The sequence below is a fragment of the Bacillus sp. FSL K6-6540 genome (assembly GCF_038007545.1).
Map to the genome: position 1 here is coordinate 1520599 of NZ_JBBOXH010000001.1, position 16598 is coordinate 1537196.

General features: G+C 52.4%; 10 protein-coding genes. 4 read left to right on the plus strand and 6 right to left on the minus strand.

The genetic code is table 11. The annotated features are described in order from the left end of the window. The 5 genes from MHH82_RS06495 to MHH82_RS06515 all read right to left on the minus strand — a co-directional run bounded on the left by MHH82_RS06495 (position 1) and on the right by MHH82_RS06515 (position 6882). Positions 1–1005 carry a Gfo/Idh/MocA family protein gene (locus MHH82_RS06495; protein ID WP_036662374.1) on the minus strand — a complete coding sequence of 335 codons (1005 nt, stop codon included), beginning with the start codon at positions 1003–1005 and terminating at the stop codon, positions 1–3. Between the two features lie 26 nt (positions 1006–1031). Further along, positions 1032–1871 carry a carbohydrate ABC transporter permease gene (locus tag MHH82_RS06500; RefSeq protein WP_012819409.1) on the minus strand — a complete coding sequence of 280 codons (840 nt, stop codon included), beginning with the start codon at positions 1869–1871 and terminating at the stop codon, positions 1032–1034. Further along, positions 1868–2845, minus strand: coding sequence for a carbohydrate ABC transporter permease (locus MHH82_RS06505; RefSeq protein ID WP_251499466.1), 978 nt, complete (start codon positions 2843–2845; stop codon positions 1868–1870). Before MHH82_RS06505 ends, MHH82_RS06500 begins: the two co-directional genes overlap by 4 nt. A gap of 80 nt (positions 2846–2925) precedes the next feature. Continuing rightward, a complete protein-coding gene (locus tag MHH82_RS06510; RefSeq protein WP_081746291.1) occupies positions 2926–4293 on the minus strand; it encodes an ABC transporter substrate-binding protein in 1368 nt (455 codons plus the stop codon). 357 nt (positions 4294–4650) lie between these two features. After that, positions 4651–6882: a helix-turn-helix domain-containing protein gene (locus MHH82_RS06515; protein WP_012819412.1), complete on the minus strand. Its 2232-nt coding sequence runs from the start codon at positions 6880–6882 to the stop codon at positions 4651–4653. A gap of 303 nt (positions 6883–7185) precedes the next feature. Between MHH82_RS06515 and MHH82_RS06520 the strand changes: the two genes are divergently transcribed. Further along, on the plus strand, positions 7186–7395 hold the full coding sequence (locus MHH82_RS06520; RefSeq protein WP_036662393.1) for a hypothetical protein: 210 nt from the start codon (positions 7186–7188) through the stop codon (positions 7393–7395). A gap of 232 nt (positions 7396–7627) precedes the next feature. After that, the gene (locus MHH82_RS06525) at positions 7628–12739 is read left to right on the plus strand and encodes a choice-of-anchor I family protein (protein WP_340964480.1); all 5112 of its coding nucleotides are present in this window, start codon (positions 7628–7630) and stop codon (positions 12737–12739) included. A 106-nt stretch (positions 12740–12845) separates the two neighbouring features. On the opposite strand, the gene MHH82_RS06530 is transcribed toward MHH82_RS06525, so the two are convergent. Further along, complete coding sequence (locus tag MHH82_RS06530; RefSeq protein ID WP_036662397.1) at positions 12846–13733, minus strand: LysR family transcriptional regulator; 888 nt, start codon at positions 13731–13733, stop codon at positions 12846–12848. A 161-nt stretch (positions 13734–13894) separates the two neighbouring features. Here MHH82_RS06530 and MHH82_RS06535 point away from each other — a divergent pair, with 161 nt between their 5' ends. Together MHH82_RS06535 and MHH82_RS06540 are read left to right on the plus strand one after the other, a co-directional pair. Continuing rightward, positions 13895–15493 carry an ABC transporter substrate-binding protein gene (locus tag MHH82_RS06535; protein ID WP_036662399.1) on the plus strand — a complete coding sequence of 533 codons (1599 nt, stop codon included), beginning with the start codon at positions 13895–13897 and terminating at the stop codon, positions 15491–15493. 143 nt (positions 15494–15636) lie between these two features. Continuing rightward, entirely contained in the window at positions 15637–16587 is a 951-nt protein-coding gene (locus MHH82_RS06540) for an ABC transporter permease (protein WP_012819417.1), read from the plus strand. Positions 16588–16598: the final 11 nt, after the last annotated feature.

Below are 16598 nucleotides of genomic sequence, written 5' to 3' on the forward strand. Positions count from 1 at the left end.
TCACACCTGCTCAACCTGTCCGCTTAAGACGGAGCGATGGATGGCATGTACCAGCTTGGTATTCAGCAGGCCGGCAGCTGCGCCCGATTCGGGCATCGTATCCAGGCGGATATGATCGACAAAGGAATGGAGCATATAATGGGGCGCCGCGGTATATTGGCCGTTGATGGGCGTGCCGAGCGTATGGACATGACTGTAGACGCTGCCGCCCTTACGGACCATTTGATCGGATAAGTCGACATACAATGCCCCGTCCTCGCCGATGATCTCGACTTTGAAGTCATAGATCAGCGGCATCGATTCGGGCAGCACCCAGCTGGTCGTGAATGTTGCATGCGTGCCATCGTCGAAGGATACGATCGTTTGCATGGAATCGTAGGTGTCGATCCCCATCCCGGCCAATTTCTTCTTCGTCCCTACCGCGTAGACGCTGACCGGCAGAACCCCGCTCTTCAGCCATAAGGCAATATCCGTCGCATGCGGGAATAGGAACCAGCCCGGCGTGGATTCCCCGGCCCATTTCAGCATTTTGGTAGGCACGTAGATGGTGTCATTCAAGCGGGTGTTGATGGTCAGAATATGGCCAATGTCCCCATTCCGGACGGCTTCCTTAACCGCAACGAAAGGAGAATTCCAGCGATTCTCGAATGCGACGAGGCATTTGATGCCCGCTTTCTCTACCGCGGCGTACATTTCCTCGGCCTCCTCTACGGAGGTGGAGAAGGGTTTTTCGACCATGATATGGATGCCTTGCTTAGCCGCGAGCATAACGGGCTTTTTATGCAGGAAATCCGGCGTGGCAATCACGATGGCATCCAAAGCCTCGCTTTCGAGCATATCCTCAACTTGCAAATAGCCGGGAACCCCGTATTTCTCTATGCTCGCGTTCAGGGTAGTTTCATAAGCGTCGCTGACCGCGGCCAGCGACGCATAAGGATTTTGGCTGAGGGTATCGGCGAACATGCTGCCGCGAATCCCCATGCCTACGATTCCGAATTTGATCATTGTAACCCCTCCTTGAATGGTTAGCTTTATTTAACGGCTCCGGCGGTCATTCCGCTGACCAGATGCTTTTGCAGCAGCCAGAACGCAATCACGATCGGAAGCGTGGTTATGACGGAGCCCGCCATGAGGTAATCCCAGTTGACGACATACTGTCCCTGAAAGCTGGCGATGCCGACCGACAGCGTCCATTTGTCGTAATCGCTGATGAACGTCTGGGCAAACATAAACTCGTTCCAGCTGGTTAAGAAAGAGAAGATGCCGGTTACCACGAGTCCGGGAAGCGTGAGCGGGAGCAAAATCCGGATAAAGGTTGTGAAGCGGTTGGCACCGTCAACGCTCGCAGCTTCATCGATGGACTGGGATACGCTGTCGAAGTAGCCCTTCAGCATCCAGGTACAGAACGGTACCGCAAAAGTGGTATAGGCAATGACGAGACCCAGATGGGAGTTCAGCAGATTGTAATCCTTCATGATCAGGTACAGCGGAATAATGAGCAGCGAGCCGGGGAGCATCTGCGTCAACAAGATGATATATCCGAGCGACATCCGTCCCCGGAAACCGAACCGGGACATCGCATAGCCGCCAAAGGCGGAGATGATAAGAGAGAATACCGTCGTTAGCAGCGAGACAAACGCCGTATTGCCGAACCATTTCATAAAGTTGGCGCTGTCGTCCGCATGGGGATTCAGCATGCCCTTGTACCCCTCCCAATGAAGCTCTTTAGGAAGATACGTCAGCGGCGTACTGTAGATTTCGGCCTGAGGCTTCAACGAAGTCAGGATCATCCATAGGAAAGGGGATACGGCAAACAACGAAATGAGAACGGCGCATGCATATACGATGATTTTGCTGATCCCTTTGCTCATGACATCTCACCTGCCTTCGTTGCTTTCATGTACATCACGGTGAATACGATGGAGATGGCCAGCAGGATCATCCCCGCAGCGGAAGCCAAACCGAAGTCAAACGATTTGAACCCTGCCCTGTAGATAAAAATGGTCAGTATTTCGGTTACCCGGCTCGGTCCGCCCCCGGTGAGGACGTAGACGATGCCGAAATCCTTGATGGTCCAGATGATCAGCAGCAGGAAGACGATGACGGATACGGGCTTTAACATCGGGAAGGTAATGCTGAGAAACTTGCGCCATTTAGAGGCACCGTCGATTTCCGCCGCTTCGTACAAGCTTTTGGATATGCTCTGCAGACCGGCGAGCAGCATGATGGCGGCGAACGGGAAGCCCTTCCATACATTGACGAACATGGCTGCCCAGAGCGCGGTGTCGGCTTCGCCGAGGAAAGCGACCGGATTGGAAAACAGGTTGAGCTTCAGCAGGAGATCGTTGATCACGCCGAATTGGTAATCATACATCAGAATAAATACGAGACAAGCAACGACTTCAGGGACGGCCCATGGGATGATCACCAGCGCTCTTACGAGTCCTCGGCCCTTAAAGGGAATGTTCAGCAGGACGGCCGTACCGATTCCCAGCAGGAAACGCAGAACCACCGTCACGATAATGTATAGAAAGGTAATGCCCAACGATTTCAGGAAATGCCCCGACTGGATGGCGGCTGCATAGTTGTCCAAGCCTACGAAGGGATTGCCTTCGGCAATCGGCTTCGCAACCTTCCAGTACTGCACGCTCATGAGCGCCGATTTCAAAATCGGATAGAGGAGTACAAGAGCAACGGTAATGGCCAGCGGCGCAATAAATAAATAGGCGGCTGTATTTTTTTTGAAATGCCGTTTTTCCTCCAGCCATAATCGCTTGGCCTTCGAAGCTCTCTTCAACGGCAAGGGAGTTTGCCTGCTTGTCACATCCGTTCGCGTTGGATTCATTCCCCCACCTCCTTATGATGTAAGTGCTACCCGGCAGTGGAGCCGGGCAGCTTCAATCGTTTGATGTATTCGAATGCCTCTTAATGCATCGTGTCTTTCATCTGCTCAGCCGCGCTATCCAGCGCCGTCTTGGCGTCTTTCATGCCGACGAACATCTCCTGCGCGGCATTGATCAGGATTTGGGACAGGGAGCCGAGTTCAGGGATGGGCGGGTCCATCACGGCCGGGGCGTATACATTCTCCTGGAAATCGAAGAATTGGGCAGCCAGCGGATTCTCCGTTTTGTATTCTTCGGATTCGGCGTATTCCTTGCTGCTCGGGATCATGCCGGAACCGGCAATAATTTGCTGCGCTTCCCGGGAGGTCATCCATTCAAGGAACTCCCAAGCTTCGTCAGGATGCTTGCTGTCTTTGGAAATCATCGACACGATCGGATAATTGTGCGGGTTCGGTTTATAGGTTTGGCCTTCGTATACGACGGAAGGCTGCGGCATGAGCCCCAGGTCGTTCATTAAAGCTTCATCGCGTTCTTTGGTCATGCCGATAAACCAGGGACCATCCATCATCATGCCGGCCTGGCCGTTCCAGAACATCTCGCGGCTGACCTTCTTGTCGCGGGTTCCCGGAGGCGTGGCCTGCGGGTTCTTGATCAAATCCTGCCACCACTCCGCTGCCCAAACGTTTGGTGCGGAATTGACGTTAATCCGGTCGGCCTCGTAAGGGCCAGCTTCGCCGTCCGGGAAGTAAATGCCTCCCGATACGGGACGAGCGAGCAGCCGGTACCATTCCGAGGCGATAAAGGGATGGGTGCCGATGACGCTGGAGAACCCGTATTGTCCGTCTTTAACACCGCCAAGCTGTATGGCGGCTTCTTTGAAATCATCCATCGTTTGAATGGAGGCCGGATCGATTCCGGCGGCTTCAAACATCGATTTGCTGTAGAAAATGCCGGTTGATCCCCATGCGTAATTGGATAAGGCATAATAAGAGCCGTCCACCTTGCTCAGTTCCTGTCCGACAAGCTTGTCCTCAAGTCCGCTCGCTTGAATCTTCTCGTCGAGATTCACGAAGGTGCCCCCGCTCTGCAGCGCATTATAAGTGGCGATATTCTCCGGGTATACCTGAACGATGTCGCCCTGCGTACCTGCCAGAATCTCGGTGGTCAGTTTATCCCAGTAATTCTCGTAGTCTGTTCCATGAACTTTGATGGTGACGTTTGGGTGGGTTTCATTGTATTTGGCAATGAGTGCATCGATTGCCTTCTTATGAGGTTCTTCGGCGTATACCGACGTCTCGAACGAGATCGTAATTGGATCGCCGTCGGACGGGGCGTTGCTTGCGGAGGCCGGTTCCTTGCCACCCGAGCAGGCGCTTAATACGGTTGATAACGTAACGGCTGCAGCGATCAGCGCCGTCCATCCCTTTTTCTTTCTGTTTCTGTCTACCATTGCTAGTTCATCCCCTTCTGGTTTTTTGGTTATGGTGGAAAGCGCGGTGAGGCGCCGTTCCTTGCCCTTAATAAAAACACCTGCTGCCAGGCCAGACAACAAACACTTTTCACTTAACAAACCGAAAGGCGAATCTAGTGTTAGTGTAAACGTTACCGCGATGGCAATTTAAATAACACTGGAAAATGTATGTAATATAAATCACAAAAAACTTTTCTCTACCCGGAACTATTTTCTACTTTGCGCCCGATGGGAATGGCTGCGCGGGCAGGAGCCACTACGGATAAACGGGAAAAGGCCGAGGGACCATATTATGTCCTTCTCGACCTTCGTTTGATGTTTAGGTTCTGCGCCGTTTTATTTGCCTTTGCGGTAATCCATCGGGGGGACGCCGGTAATTTTTTTGAAAGTCCTGGCAAATGAAATCGGGCTGCTGTAACCGACCCTCTCCGTAATTTCCTGTACAGACAATGCGCTTTCCGTGAGGAGCCGTTTCGCTTCCTGAATTCGTAAATCAATCAAAAAGTCCACGAATTTCAAGCCGTACTCTTCCTTGAACAATCTGCTCAAATATTTGCCGCTGATCCCGAACTTGTCCTGCAGGTAATCAAGGGATAGTTCCGCCTTCGTATAATGCTTTTCAATATAAGCCTTAACCTCTTGGACGAGGTTTCCCTGGCTTCGCAGATTCCGCTGCGTATCCAGCCGTTCGGCAAATTGCTCCAGAAGCTGAAGCACCATCTGCGTCCAATCCTCCGGCAGGTCGATTTCTTTTTGAACCCGGTCCAGTGCCGGCATCGTTTCTGTTTTCCAGAGCAGGTAGTATTCGTCGTTCATTCCGGAAGCCGTTTTGTTCAGATGATAGGTCAGGTAATGCAGCACGCTGCTTGCGCCCCGGCGCGATATGCCTTCTTCCAGCATGTTCTGAAAGAGCGCCTGCATATCCGTCTTCCACTTGGCTTCTTGGAGTCGGAAGGCGTCAACGATCCGGTCAACCTTTTGAAAATAATGAAAACTATGATCCTTCGATAAGGGATCGGACGAATAAGGAATGATCATGGCACTTCGATTGACGGGCTTCGTTTGCAGGGCATCCAATGCCTCATGGTATGAATCATGCAGATTGTCCGGATGCTCGACCGGCTCCCCGAGGCCGACGGATAAGGTGAACGATAAGGCATCGGCAAATCGGCGCTGGCATTCTTCCGCGAAGGAGAGTGCCTCGAATGCCAGCTTCTCCGCTTCTGGCGATATGACCAGAATGCAAGCAAGCTGGTGCAAGGATACCCAGAGCAGCTTCACCTCGCAGGCATGATCCGACGCCGCTTCCAGGATGATGGTTTCGATGGCTTTTTGCTGAGTGCCATGCTGCATCTGACCGTAATTTGCGCTCCACTCGGAACGGTGATCCACTTCCAGGACAAAAACCAGCTGCTTGCCAAACAGCACGGGCAGGCCATGCTTGGCCGATTCCTTCTCCCATTCCTTCAAATCGAAGGAACGCGTCCCTTCCAGCAACTCATACACGAAAAAATTTTGCTGGGCCTTCAAATCCTCCTCGAACTGAAGCTGGAATCTTGCGTTCTGATCAATCATGTTTTGCAATTTAGAATTGATGAACGTAAATTCGTTTTTATGGATTTCCTCCGGGGCGTCCTCCTTGGAGGATAGCTGCTGCAGCTGGTTGACCAGGCGCTGAATGGGCCTGTAATTTTGCAGCGTCACGTAGACGATCCAGGCGACCGAAACGGCACAGAGAAGCAAACCGGCAATAAACCAAATATTCGATAGGCTGATGATGAAATTGAAGGTATCCGCTCCTTGAACGCTGCTAACGATGCGCCAGCCCGTATAGTCGGAATTCGCTTCCGACTGAAGGGCGCCGTTGCTGGTTCCGCTCCTGCTGACGGAAGTCTCCGATTTTGCCATATCGAACACGCTGTTCCCTTGTGTATCATATAGGCTTAGTATGCGGGAAGACGGGTCGTGCATTTGAAGAAGCATTCCCTGCAGGGCGTCAGCGCTTACATTAACGACGATTAACCCATGATGCTTGGAGAAGATGGAAACGCTGCGCGTCAATGAGACGACGGGGACCCCTTTGTCGGACGGAAGCTCCTTATACAGCCTGGTATCCGACCAATGGCTGTTGGGTGCTTCCAGCTTGGAGCGGATGAAGGCGTTATCGGCATATTGATCCAAGGAATAGCTTGTGCTTTCATTGAGGACTTGATTATGATCCGCTTGAACCATGTAAATGGAATGAATCAGAGGATTGGTCATTTTTAAATCGCGCAATAGATTCATCACGTCCACCTGAAGGGGCAGATCCTTTTCCGTGCTTCTGGAGAAAAAGGAGATGACCTTTCGATTGCGCAGCATCTCAAGCGAAATTTTCTGATCCAGGGAAGACAACGACGTATCGATCATCAGCATCGCTTGCTGGGTTACGAAAGCATTGGAACGTTCGGCATCCTTTCGGTTGCTTTCGCTCAATGATTGGAAAAAGACGAAAAATAAAAAGGCGGGGACGATCAGAAAAGCAGGGATATACAGCATAAGCATCCGCGTAAACCAGTTACGATTCATGTTGGTTCCTCTTTCCTAGGCAAACATAAATGATATGCACACGTTATGGCCTTCGAATAGTCATGAATAGATCTTCGGCTGTTATTCTTGTGAAGTGTTTGTGTTACAAATAGCAATTCTTTATGTTAGTTTATCAGACATCATGTCGATTTGACTACAATATTGTCGGAAATGTGACAAAGAAACATGATGTATGGTGGATTTTTCCATTAAACATGATAAAATTCAAGAAACGGTTCAACCGAAGACTTGCGTTGTATATCCGACATGCTAATCGATAGAAAATGGAGGAGGACGCAGCCAATGGAGCCAAAGACAACTTTCAGCGATATTCCCAAAGGATTCGCGGCGTGGTTTTTTAAGCAGAGGCGCAGATATACGTCAAACAAGAAGATCGAATGGATGGTTGAGCGGCTGTTCCAAGGTCTTCTTATCGTTTGGGGGATCATTCTCATTCGGTGGTTCATCCTGATCACGATTGCAACATTGCGGCATTTCGGGGTTTTTGATTGAAGAGGTGAGATGATCCGAGGCTGGCGCATGTTATAAGCAGACCGAAATACATATGGAAGAAAAGAATAAGGAAGCCGCCAGCTCGAATGCAGCTGCTGCTCTGGGAAGCCCGACTTGGAGGTCGAGGCTTTTTTTGCTGCTCGGAGCCATTTTACATAAACCGCGACTGATGTTGAGCATCCGTTAACACTTCCTCCTTACACTTGAATGTAAATAAGGTAGAAGAGGGGATATGGAGTTGAAGCATAAAAGCATGAAAGTAGTCTCGCTGTTGATGGCAGCGGAAATCACGATGGCCTCTCTATTTTCGGGGGGCAGCGTGAATGCTGGCGAGGGGCAGGAATTGCTCCAGACCGCCAGCATGGAGACGACATCACAAGATGCAGCTATAGCTGCCGTGGATTTGGGCATTACCGATATGATCTTTCCGGATGCATATGCGGATGAGCCGTATGCGGTCACCGTAGAGGTATATGGTGGACAAGCGCCGTATGCGTTCTCCGCGACAGGTTTACCGGCAGGCTTGACCCTTGCGTCCGATACGGGAGCCATTTCAGGTACGCCTGCGGCTGGCCAAGAGGGCGAGCATACGGTTGAGGTAACGGTACAGGATAGTGCAGCCTTACCTGCTACGGCCCAGTCGGTTGTGAAATTGCAAATATTGGGCAAGCGTCCCGCACCTGTGGCCGACAAGCTGGCCATGAAGATGATCGGACATTATTCCGTAGGTACTTCCAACAAGGATGGCGGCGTAGCGGAGATTGTAAAATACAACAAAGATAACGGGAAGCTCTATTTGGTTAACGGATCGACCCAGCCGGCCAGTCTCGAAATCGTGTCTCTAGGCGCCGATGGCAGCTTGGTTAAGGACAAGCAGATCCATGTAGAAGATTTGGCGAACACGGGCGGTTTCCTGTATGGAGACTTGACCAGCGTGGATATCAACACCAAGACGAAGCAGGTCGTGGTTGCCGTTCAGGAGCAGGATCATACGAAAGCCGGCAAGGTCCTGGTGCTCGACTATGACGGCGGCTTGATCGGATCCTATGAAACCGGCGTTCAGCCGGATATGGTCAAGTACACGTCCGATGGCCGTTATATCCTGACGGCGGATGAAGGCGAGCCCCGCACGGAGACCGCACCGGATCCGGAAGGAAGCATCACGATTATCGATACTTTGGCTGGCGAAGTAAGCCATTTGAAGTTCGATGACCCGTCGATCATTGACGATCGGGTGCATATTCGCGGGAATGTAGAAGCGGACGGCCAAATTCGCAGCACCGGAACGAAAAACGATGCCGTCCATGATCTGGAGCCCGAATACATCGCATTGTCGGAGGACGAGCTGACAGCGTACGTGGCCCTGCAGGAAAACAATGCGATAGCCGTGGTCGATATCGCCTCGAAGCGGGTTCAATCGGTCCGGGGACTCGGATATAAGGATTTCAATCAACCGGAAAATCAGCTCGACCTCCTGAAGGATGGACAAATCAAGTTTGAGAATGTTCCTTTTTACGGCATGTATATGCCGGACGGAATTGCGACCTACAGCGTGAACGGGCAGCAGTATATTCTGTCCGCGAACGAAGGGGACGCTACCGGCTGGGATGACCGAAGCAATGAAAGCGACATCGGCAAAATGAAATCCAATCTGGATCCATCGTCGCCGGCAGCCCAATTCCTGGCTGGCAAAGGGACAACCTATGACAAGGTTGAAGTTGCGAGCGATATGGGCAATGAAGGGCTGTATCTGTACGGGGGGCGTTCCTTCTCCATCTGGAATGCGGCGGATTTGTCCCAGACATACGACAGCGGCAGTGATTTTGAGAAGATTACGGCGGAGCGCTTGCCGAATCATTTCAATGCAAGCAATGACAAAACCGATCTGGACAGCCGCAGCGCCAAGAAAGGCCCGGAGCCGGAATATGTTGCCGTGGGCAAGGTCGGACAGAAGACGCTGGCTTTTGTCGGACTGGAGCGCATTGGCGGCGTCATGACCTATGACGTAACGGATCCGGCCGCGCCGGCGTTCCTGAACTACTTCAACTCGCGGGATTTCAACGGAGGCATCCAATCGGATTCCGGACCGGAGGGACTGGACTTTATTCCGGCTTCGGACAGCAAAACAGGACGCCCGCTGCTGCTGGTTGCGAATGAAGTTAGCGGAACGGTGGTGCTGCTGGAGCTTCAGGTGACCAAAATTACGGTGGATAAGCCATCGCTCACGTTGAAAACGGGCGGGTCCCCGGAACCGTTGCAAGCAAGCGTTGAGCCCGTTCAGGGCGGATCGGCCGAGCTGGCTTGGCGTTCCTCCGACGAAACGGTAGCCGCCGTGGACCAAAACGGCCTGGTTACGCCGGTATCCGCAGGAGAAGCCGTGATCACCGTCCTGAGCAAGGATGGCTACGGTTCGGCGGAAGTATCGGTTAACGTAACGGACGGTTCGCCGGATGGAGAACCGTGGAAGTTAACGGTGATGCATACCAACGATACCCATGCGCATCTGGCGGAAGTGGCCAGACGGGCTACGCTGGTTCAGGAGATCCGCAGCGAAGGCGGAAACAGCCTGCTGCTGGATGCTGGGGACGTCTTTTCCGGCGATCTGTATTTCACCAAATGGTTTGGGCTGGCTGATCTGGCCTTCATGAACTATATGGGGTATGACGCGATGACGTTCGGTAACCATGAATTCGATCAAGGCACCAAGACGCTTGCGGATTTCGTGAGCAAGGCGCATTTCCCGCTCGTCAGCGCGAACGTGGATCTTAGCCGCGACGCTAACATTTCACATTTGATTAACAAGCCGGCGGTTATCGATACCGATCAGCCCAAGACGACGGCAAATAGCGGGGTATACCCATACGTGATACTGCTGGTTGACGGCCAGAAGGTCGGGGTGTTCGGCTTAACGACCGAAGATACCGCGGAAACCTCCAGCCCGGGTAAAGACGTGGTCTTCCGTGACGCGGTGAACTCGGCTCAGGCTACCGTTGAGGCGATGGAGAAGGAGGGGCTGGACAAGATCATCGCCCTGTCCCATCTAGGGTACGCCAAAGATCTGGCGCTGGCCGAAGCCGTCGAAGGCATCGACCTCATCGTCGGAGGTCATACCCATACGACGCTAAACGCGCCGGAAGTGGTGACGGACAGTCAGCATCATACCCCTACCGTCATCGTTCAAGCGAATGAATGGGGCAAGTTCCTCGGCCGGGTAGATCTGCAGTTTGATAAAAACGGCGTTGTTCTCGTGGGAGACGGCGAACTTGGCGGGAAGCTGATTCCGGTAGACAACACGGTCCAGGAAGACACGCAAGCGAAGGATATGCTGGCTCCTTACAAAGCGGAATTGGAAGAACTGATGAAGCAGGTTATCGGCATTGCCGGAGTCGAGCTTGACGGCAAACGCGAGAATGTCCGCTCCAAGGAGACGAACCTGGGCAATCTGATTGCCGACGGCATGCTGGCTAAAGCCAAAGAGCTGAAAAACGCCGATATTGCCCTCACGAATGGCGGAGGCATCCGCGCCGCGATTGATGAAGGCGATATTACGATGGGCGAGCTGCGTACGGTGATGCCTTTCGGAAATACGCTGTTTGTTATGGACGTCACCGGACAGCAGCTGAAAGACGGGCTGGAAAACGGAATAAGCGCTGCCAAACTGGCGGATCTGCCAGGGAAGTTCCCGCAAATCGCCGGGATGAAATTCAAGTGGGATCCTAGCGCACCGGCAGGAGATAAAGTGTTCGACGTACAGATCATGAAAGACGGAAGCTACAAACCTCTGGTATTGACCGAAACGTACCGGATGGCAACGAACAGTTTTGTAGCCAAGGGCGGAGATGGATACAAATCCTTTGCCGATGCGATTGCCGAAGGGAAATACAACGAGGATCTGGGTTACCCGGATTATGAAATTTTCATGGAATATGTGAACAAGCTGGGCGGTAAGGTGTCGCCGAAGGTCGAGGGCCGAATTACGGAGCAGAAGAAGCCGGCAAATCCTGGCGACGGCTCTTCTCCTGGATCGGGATCAGGCGGTTCGGGAGGCGGTTCGGTAACGCTGCCGACAACGCAGCCTAATCCTCCTTCCACGGGCGGTAATACCTCCGAGCCGAACGTGATGACAGGCAATAGTTTGAATATTAGCGCCGCTGCGGGCGGAACGATGGACCGCATTACGGTAAAGGAAGAGGCGTGGAAAAAGGCCTTGACCGAATTATCCGCGAACGGGCAGCAGGAACTGATTATTCGGGCTCCTGAACTGAACCGTGCCGCGGAGCTGTCCCTTCCGGCAGCAGGCCTGAAGCAGGCCATGGAACGGAATCCGAAGGCAACCCTGGTGCTGGAGACCGCACTTGGAGCCTTCCGTCTTCCGATAACGGCTCTGCCTCTGGATGAGGCTCTGGAGACGGCACAAGGGTCCGGCGGCATCGAGGTGAAGGTGTCGGTGGCTCCGGCAGCAGGCAAGGTAGCGGACGCTATGACAAGCAAGGCCTCTTCCATGGGCGCCTCGTTGGCAGCGAATGGAGGACTGCGGTTCGGCGCAGCGGTTGGAGCGCCTGGCGCAGAACAGGAACTGAAGGATTTCGGGAAGCGCGTCATCAGCCGTATCATGCCGCTGCCGGCAGGGATGAATCCGGATTCGCTTGCTGCCGTCATTTATGACGAAGCGGCGGGGACTTTCCGGTTTGTACCGGCCGTAAGGACGACATGGAACGGTAAAGCGGCGATCGAAGTCAAGCATGCCGGAAACGGCGTTTATGCGCTGCTGCAATACAAGAAGACGTTTGCGGATCTTGACGGCCACTGGGCGCAATCGGAAATCGAATCCATGGCTTCCAAGCTGCTCGTGAACGGAGTCAACGCGGACTCCTATGCACCGGGCAAGGCGATCACGCGAGCTGAATTTACGGCCATGCTCGTCCGTGCGATGGGGCTCAGCCCGGTCATCGAGAGCGGTGCATTCAAGGATGTTCAGGATCATTCCGCGTATGCCGGCGAGATTGGCGCAGCCTCGCGCTACGGCTTGATCGAGGGCGGCAACGGCGGTGCCTTCTCGCCGAATGCCAGCATGACCCGAGCGGAGATGGCTGTAATGATCACCCGGGCCATGGAGGCGGTGAATCCGGCAGATCTATCGAATCAGGGTGCGAATGCCGCTGCCGGATTCAAGGATCAGGCATCCATCCCGGCATGGGCGGCTGCCCATGTGGCCAGTCTTACTAAGCAAGGCATCGTACAGGGTGACAACCATGGCAATTTCGGAGCACTCGATTCGGTTACCCGCGCGCAAGCGGCGCTGATTCTGAACCGTGCTCTGGTCCAACTGAAATTCGTCGACTAGAATGAATTGAAGTCATCAACCGACAAGACCGTCCTTAAGGTTCTCCAGGAGCCTTGGGACGGTCTTTTTTATAGGTTTGACTATAAAAGCACGCTGCTATATGAAATTAAGCATAAGAGCTGCCGGAAGACAGCAAGGAGATTAAATAGTTGAGTGGCGCGGTAATATGTTTGTTTTTGGATAAGAGAATCTGCGAATAGAAGGGCTGTATGGGTCCTTGTTTGATCGAAAAGCCCGAAAGTGAATTGTGCTGCAACTGTTCGGCCGCTGCAATCCTCGGAATCATGGCAATTCCCATCCCATAGATTACACATTGCTTGATCCCCTCAATGCTTCCCATTTCCGATACCGTTTCATAAGTCACGCCATTGTCGTTCATGGACCTCTCCAACGCTTCCCTGTAAGTACACCCTTTTTCCGTGAAAATAAACGAGCTGTTGTGCAACTCATGAATCGATACATCGTTTCTTCCGCTTAATGGGTGATCCTTCGGGCATATGAATACGAAATCCTCGTGCCGGATCGGCAAGGAACGCAGATCAGGTGCCGTGATGGGCGTGTTCAGAACGATGGCTAGATCGATTTCCCCGTTCTTCAGCTTACTGATATTTTTATCGTCTGATGTCGGGAAGAAGGTTACGTTGAGCTTGGGATATTTTTTACGGAACATTTGGAAGTAGGGCGGCAGCAGGAAAGCGGCGAGAGTCTCCGTCGTCCCGATCGTTACGTCCACAACCGCATCAGGGATAAACAGATTCTCCGCTCCAAGGTAGCCATCTACGATTTTGTCCGCATAACCCAGTAGTCGAAGTCCTTGCTCCGTAAGCTTGAGCTTGTTGCTGTGTCGCTCAAACAGCTTGGTTCCAAAATGGTTCTCGAGCTTCTTGATTTGAACGCTGACGGTGGGCTGGGCATAGTTCAGCTGTTCAGCAGCCTTGGTCAGGCTTTGGCAGCGGGCGGCTTCCCGGAAGGTGATGAAATACTGGATGTCCATATTATTCCTCCGCACGTTGAGATATTAATAATCGTAATAGACTCTATTACGTTCCTTAGAGATGAGTCCCGGTTAGCTTATGATATATTATTATATAATTCCAAGCGGAATACTAGTGTTTATACAAAAAATTATCGTTCATCAAGGAGTGGAGTCGAGGTATGAGATCAATAAACAGATGGATCGGCAAGGGACTGCTGATCGGTTTCATTGCTGTACTTGCCGCTTGCGGCAGTAGTCCGGAATCGGGCAACGGGCCGGCGGCAGACCCTGGATCAGAACCGGCAAATCCGGTATCGGGCGGTACGCTGAATGTGGCGTATCCCGCAAATCCGGCAACGCTGGACCCCCATTTAACGACCAACCAGGCGACAAGGGACGTGTCGCGAAACATTTACGAGCAGCTGCTCACACTCAACAAAAACTATGAAGTCGTGCCTCAGTTAGCTGAATCGCTCGATATCAGCGATGATGGCAAAACCTACACGTTCCATCTGCGTCAAGGGGTTCCTTTTCACAATGGCAAGGAGATGAAGGCTGAGGATGTGGTGGCTTCCATGGACAAGTGGCTGTCGACGTCGACGCAGGGACAAGCCAATCTGCAAGGTGCGAAGTTCAAGGAGGTGGACCCCTATACCGTTGAACTGACGCTGGAGCGCCCCTCATTAGTAGGTTCGTACATTCTGGCTGACACGGCACCGTTCCCGGGAATTATGCCGAAGGAGGTCATTGAATCGGCTGCTGCGGAGGGCATCAAGGAGTATATTGGGACAGGTCCTTACAAGCTGGAGGAGTGGAAGACCGACCAATACGTGCATTTGACGAAGTTTGCGGATTATGCAGCGCAAGCGCAAGAATCCAGCGGACTTAGCGGGAAGAAAAATGCCTATTTGGACGAAATCTATTTTCGTTACGTGACCGATGAATCGACGCGCGTAGCTGGAATCATGACGGGTGAGTACGATGTCGCCTTCGGCATTCCTTTCGATAATGCCAACCAGATCGACGCAACTGACGGGGTTAGCAATTACTTCAGTGAGGGTGGAATCGTAACCTACGTATTTAATAAAAAAGCCGGTCCATTCGCGGATCAGAAGTTAAGGCAGGCGTTCAATACTGCGCTGAGCTATGACGAAGCTCTTACAGCCGCCTACAGTGACAATCGCTTCTTTGAACTCGATTCCTCCCTGGCCTTGACCTCCCAAACCGATTGGTACAGTCAGGCCGGCTTGGATCGATACAATGTGAACGACCTAGAAAAAGCCAAGCAGCTTGTGGCCGAGTCCGGTTATAACGGCGAAAAGGTCGTAATCCTGACGACGCGCGACTATCCGGAGCAGTACAATCTGGCTGTTGTTGCGCAGGATGTTCTGAAATCCATCGGTGTGAATGCGGAACTGGACGTATACGATTGGCCGACCGTGCAGGAACGTCGTACAGATGAGAACAATTTCGACCTGTTTGCTATGACGTTTGCAACGCGTGCGACTATTCACCAGTATCCATTCCTTGAATCCAGTGCCAATTATCCGGGATGGTCCAACAGCCCTGAGCTGGACGATTTACTGGCTCAAATTCAGGCAGCTCCTTCCATTGAAGAGGCTAAACCATTGGTGGATCAGCTGAATGAAGTCAATTGGGACTACCTGCCGATTATTAAGCTGGGGAATATACAGAATCTGATTGCAGTCCGCGATAACGTGAAAGGATTCGAGGATTTGATCGGTCCCATCCTGTGGAATGTAACGCTTGAAAAATAAATGTACGGCGGTCTGGGGCTGATGAAGCATCACGGAATCGCCATCATCGTTCATGCGGGTTTGGATGCGAGGGCGGTCTGCTCCTTCTGAGACAGGCCGCTTACATGTATGAGGGAAGTTCTCGACACTGAAGGAGTGCCATCATGACCAAGTATATTGTTCAGCGAATATTGTCACTGATCCCCATATTGTTAGTTGTGGCCGTTGTCGTATTTATGCTGATCCATCTGACGCCAGGTGATCCGGCAAGCGTGATCCTAGGGGATGAGGCCAGTGAAGAAGCCGTTGCTCAGCTGAGAGCCCAGCTTGGGCTGGATCTCCCGTTATATCAGCAGTTCATATCCTGGTTCGGGGGTGTGGTAACAGGAGATCTGGGTGAGTCCATTTTCATGGATATGAGCGTTGCTGAGGCGTTCTTTAGCAGAGTTCCTCCTACGCTGTCACTTGCCATTCTGGCTCAGATTTTCGCCGTGATCATTGCGCTGTTTCTGGGTATTATTGCCGCCCGCAAAAGAGGCACGCTGGCAGACCAAGCCGTCATGGGGTTCTCGCTGCTCGGCATTTCGGTACCCAGCTTTCTGCTCGGGTTATTCCTGATCCTGTTCTTTGCCGTAAAGCTGCAATGGCTGCCCGTAGCGGGATATCAACCGCTGAGCAGCGGGCTATGGAACCATCTTCGTTATTTGCTGCTCCCCGCGATTGCCCTGGGTGCGATGCAGGCTGCATTAATTGCGAGAATGACGCGCTCATCGATAATTGAGGTGCTCAGCGAGCAGTACATTAAAACCGCAAGGGCAAAGGGACTTAAAGAGAGAATCGTCGTCTATAAACATGCGCTTAAAAATGCGTTCATTCCGATTCTTACCGTAATTGGGGAGACGTTCGGCACCTTGATTACCGGGGCCTCGGTTATTGAAACGGTATTCAACGTTCCCGGCATCGGGCAGCTTATTATCCGTTCCATCGAACGCCGGGATTTCGCCGTCATTCAAGGCAGTATCCTGCTCATCACTGTAACGTACGTGCTGCTGAATTTGCTAATAGATTTGCTGTACGGTCTCCTTGATCCCCGAGTCAAGTTGAATCGTCGATAGGAAGGAGTGAA

Excerpts from the sequence above, each read along its gene's own strand:
- MHH82_RS06495 (WP_036662374.1), bottom strand. The coding sequence starts at position 1,005 with ATGATCAAATTCGGAATCGTAGGCATGGGGATTCGCGGCAGCATGTTC.
- MHH82_RS06500 (WP_012819409.1), bottom strand. The coding sequence starts at position 1,871 with ATGAGCAAAGGGATCAGCAAAATCATCGTATATGCATGCGCCGTTCTC.
- MHH82_RS06505 (WP_251499466.1), bottom strand. The coding sequence starts at position 2,845 with ATGAATCCAACGCGAACGGATGTGACAAGCAGGCAAACTCCCTTGCCG.
- MHH82_RS06510 (WP_081746291.1), bottom strand. The coding sequence starts at position 4,293 with ATGGTAGACAGAAACAGAAAGAAAAAGGGATGGACGGCGCTGATCGCT.
- MHH82_RS06515 (WP_012819412.1), bottom strand. The coding sequence starts at position 6,882 with ATGAATCGTAACTGGTTTACGCGGATGCTTATGCTGTATATCCCTGCT.
- MHH82_RS06520 (WP_036662393.1), top strand. The coding sequence starts at position 7,186 with ATGGAGCCAAAGACAACTTTCAGCGATATTCCCAAAGGATTCGCGGCG.
- MHH82_RS06525 (WP_340964480.1), top strand. The coding sequence starts at position 7,628 with ATGGAGTTGAAGCATAAAAGCATGAAAGTAGTCTCGCTGTTGATGGCA.
- MHH82_RS06530 (WP_036662397.1), bottom strand. The coding sequence starts at position 13,733 with ATGGACATCCAGTATTTCATCACCTTCCGGGAAGCCGCCCGCTGCCAA.
- MHH82_RS06535 (WP_036662399.1), top strand. The coding sequence starts at position 13,895 with ATGAGATCAATAAACAGATGGATCGGCAAGGGACTGCTGATCGGTTTC.
- MHH82_RS06540 (WP_012819417.1), top strand. The coding sequence starts at position 15,637 with ATGACCAAGTATATTGTTCAGCGAATATTGTCACTGATCCCCATATTG.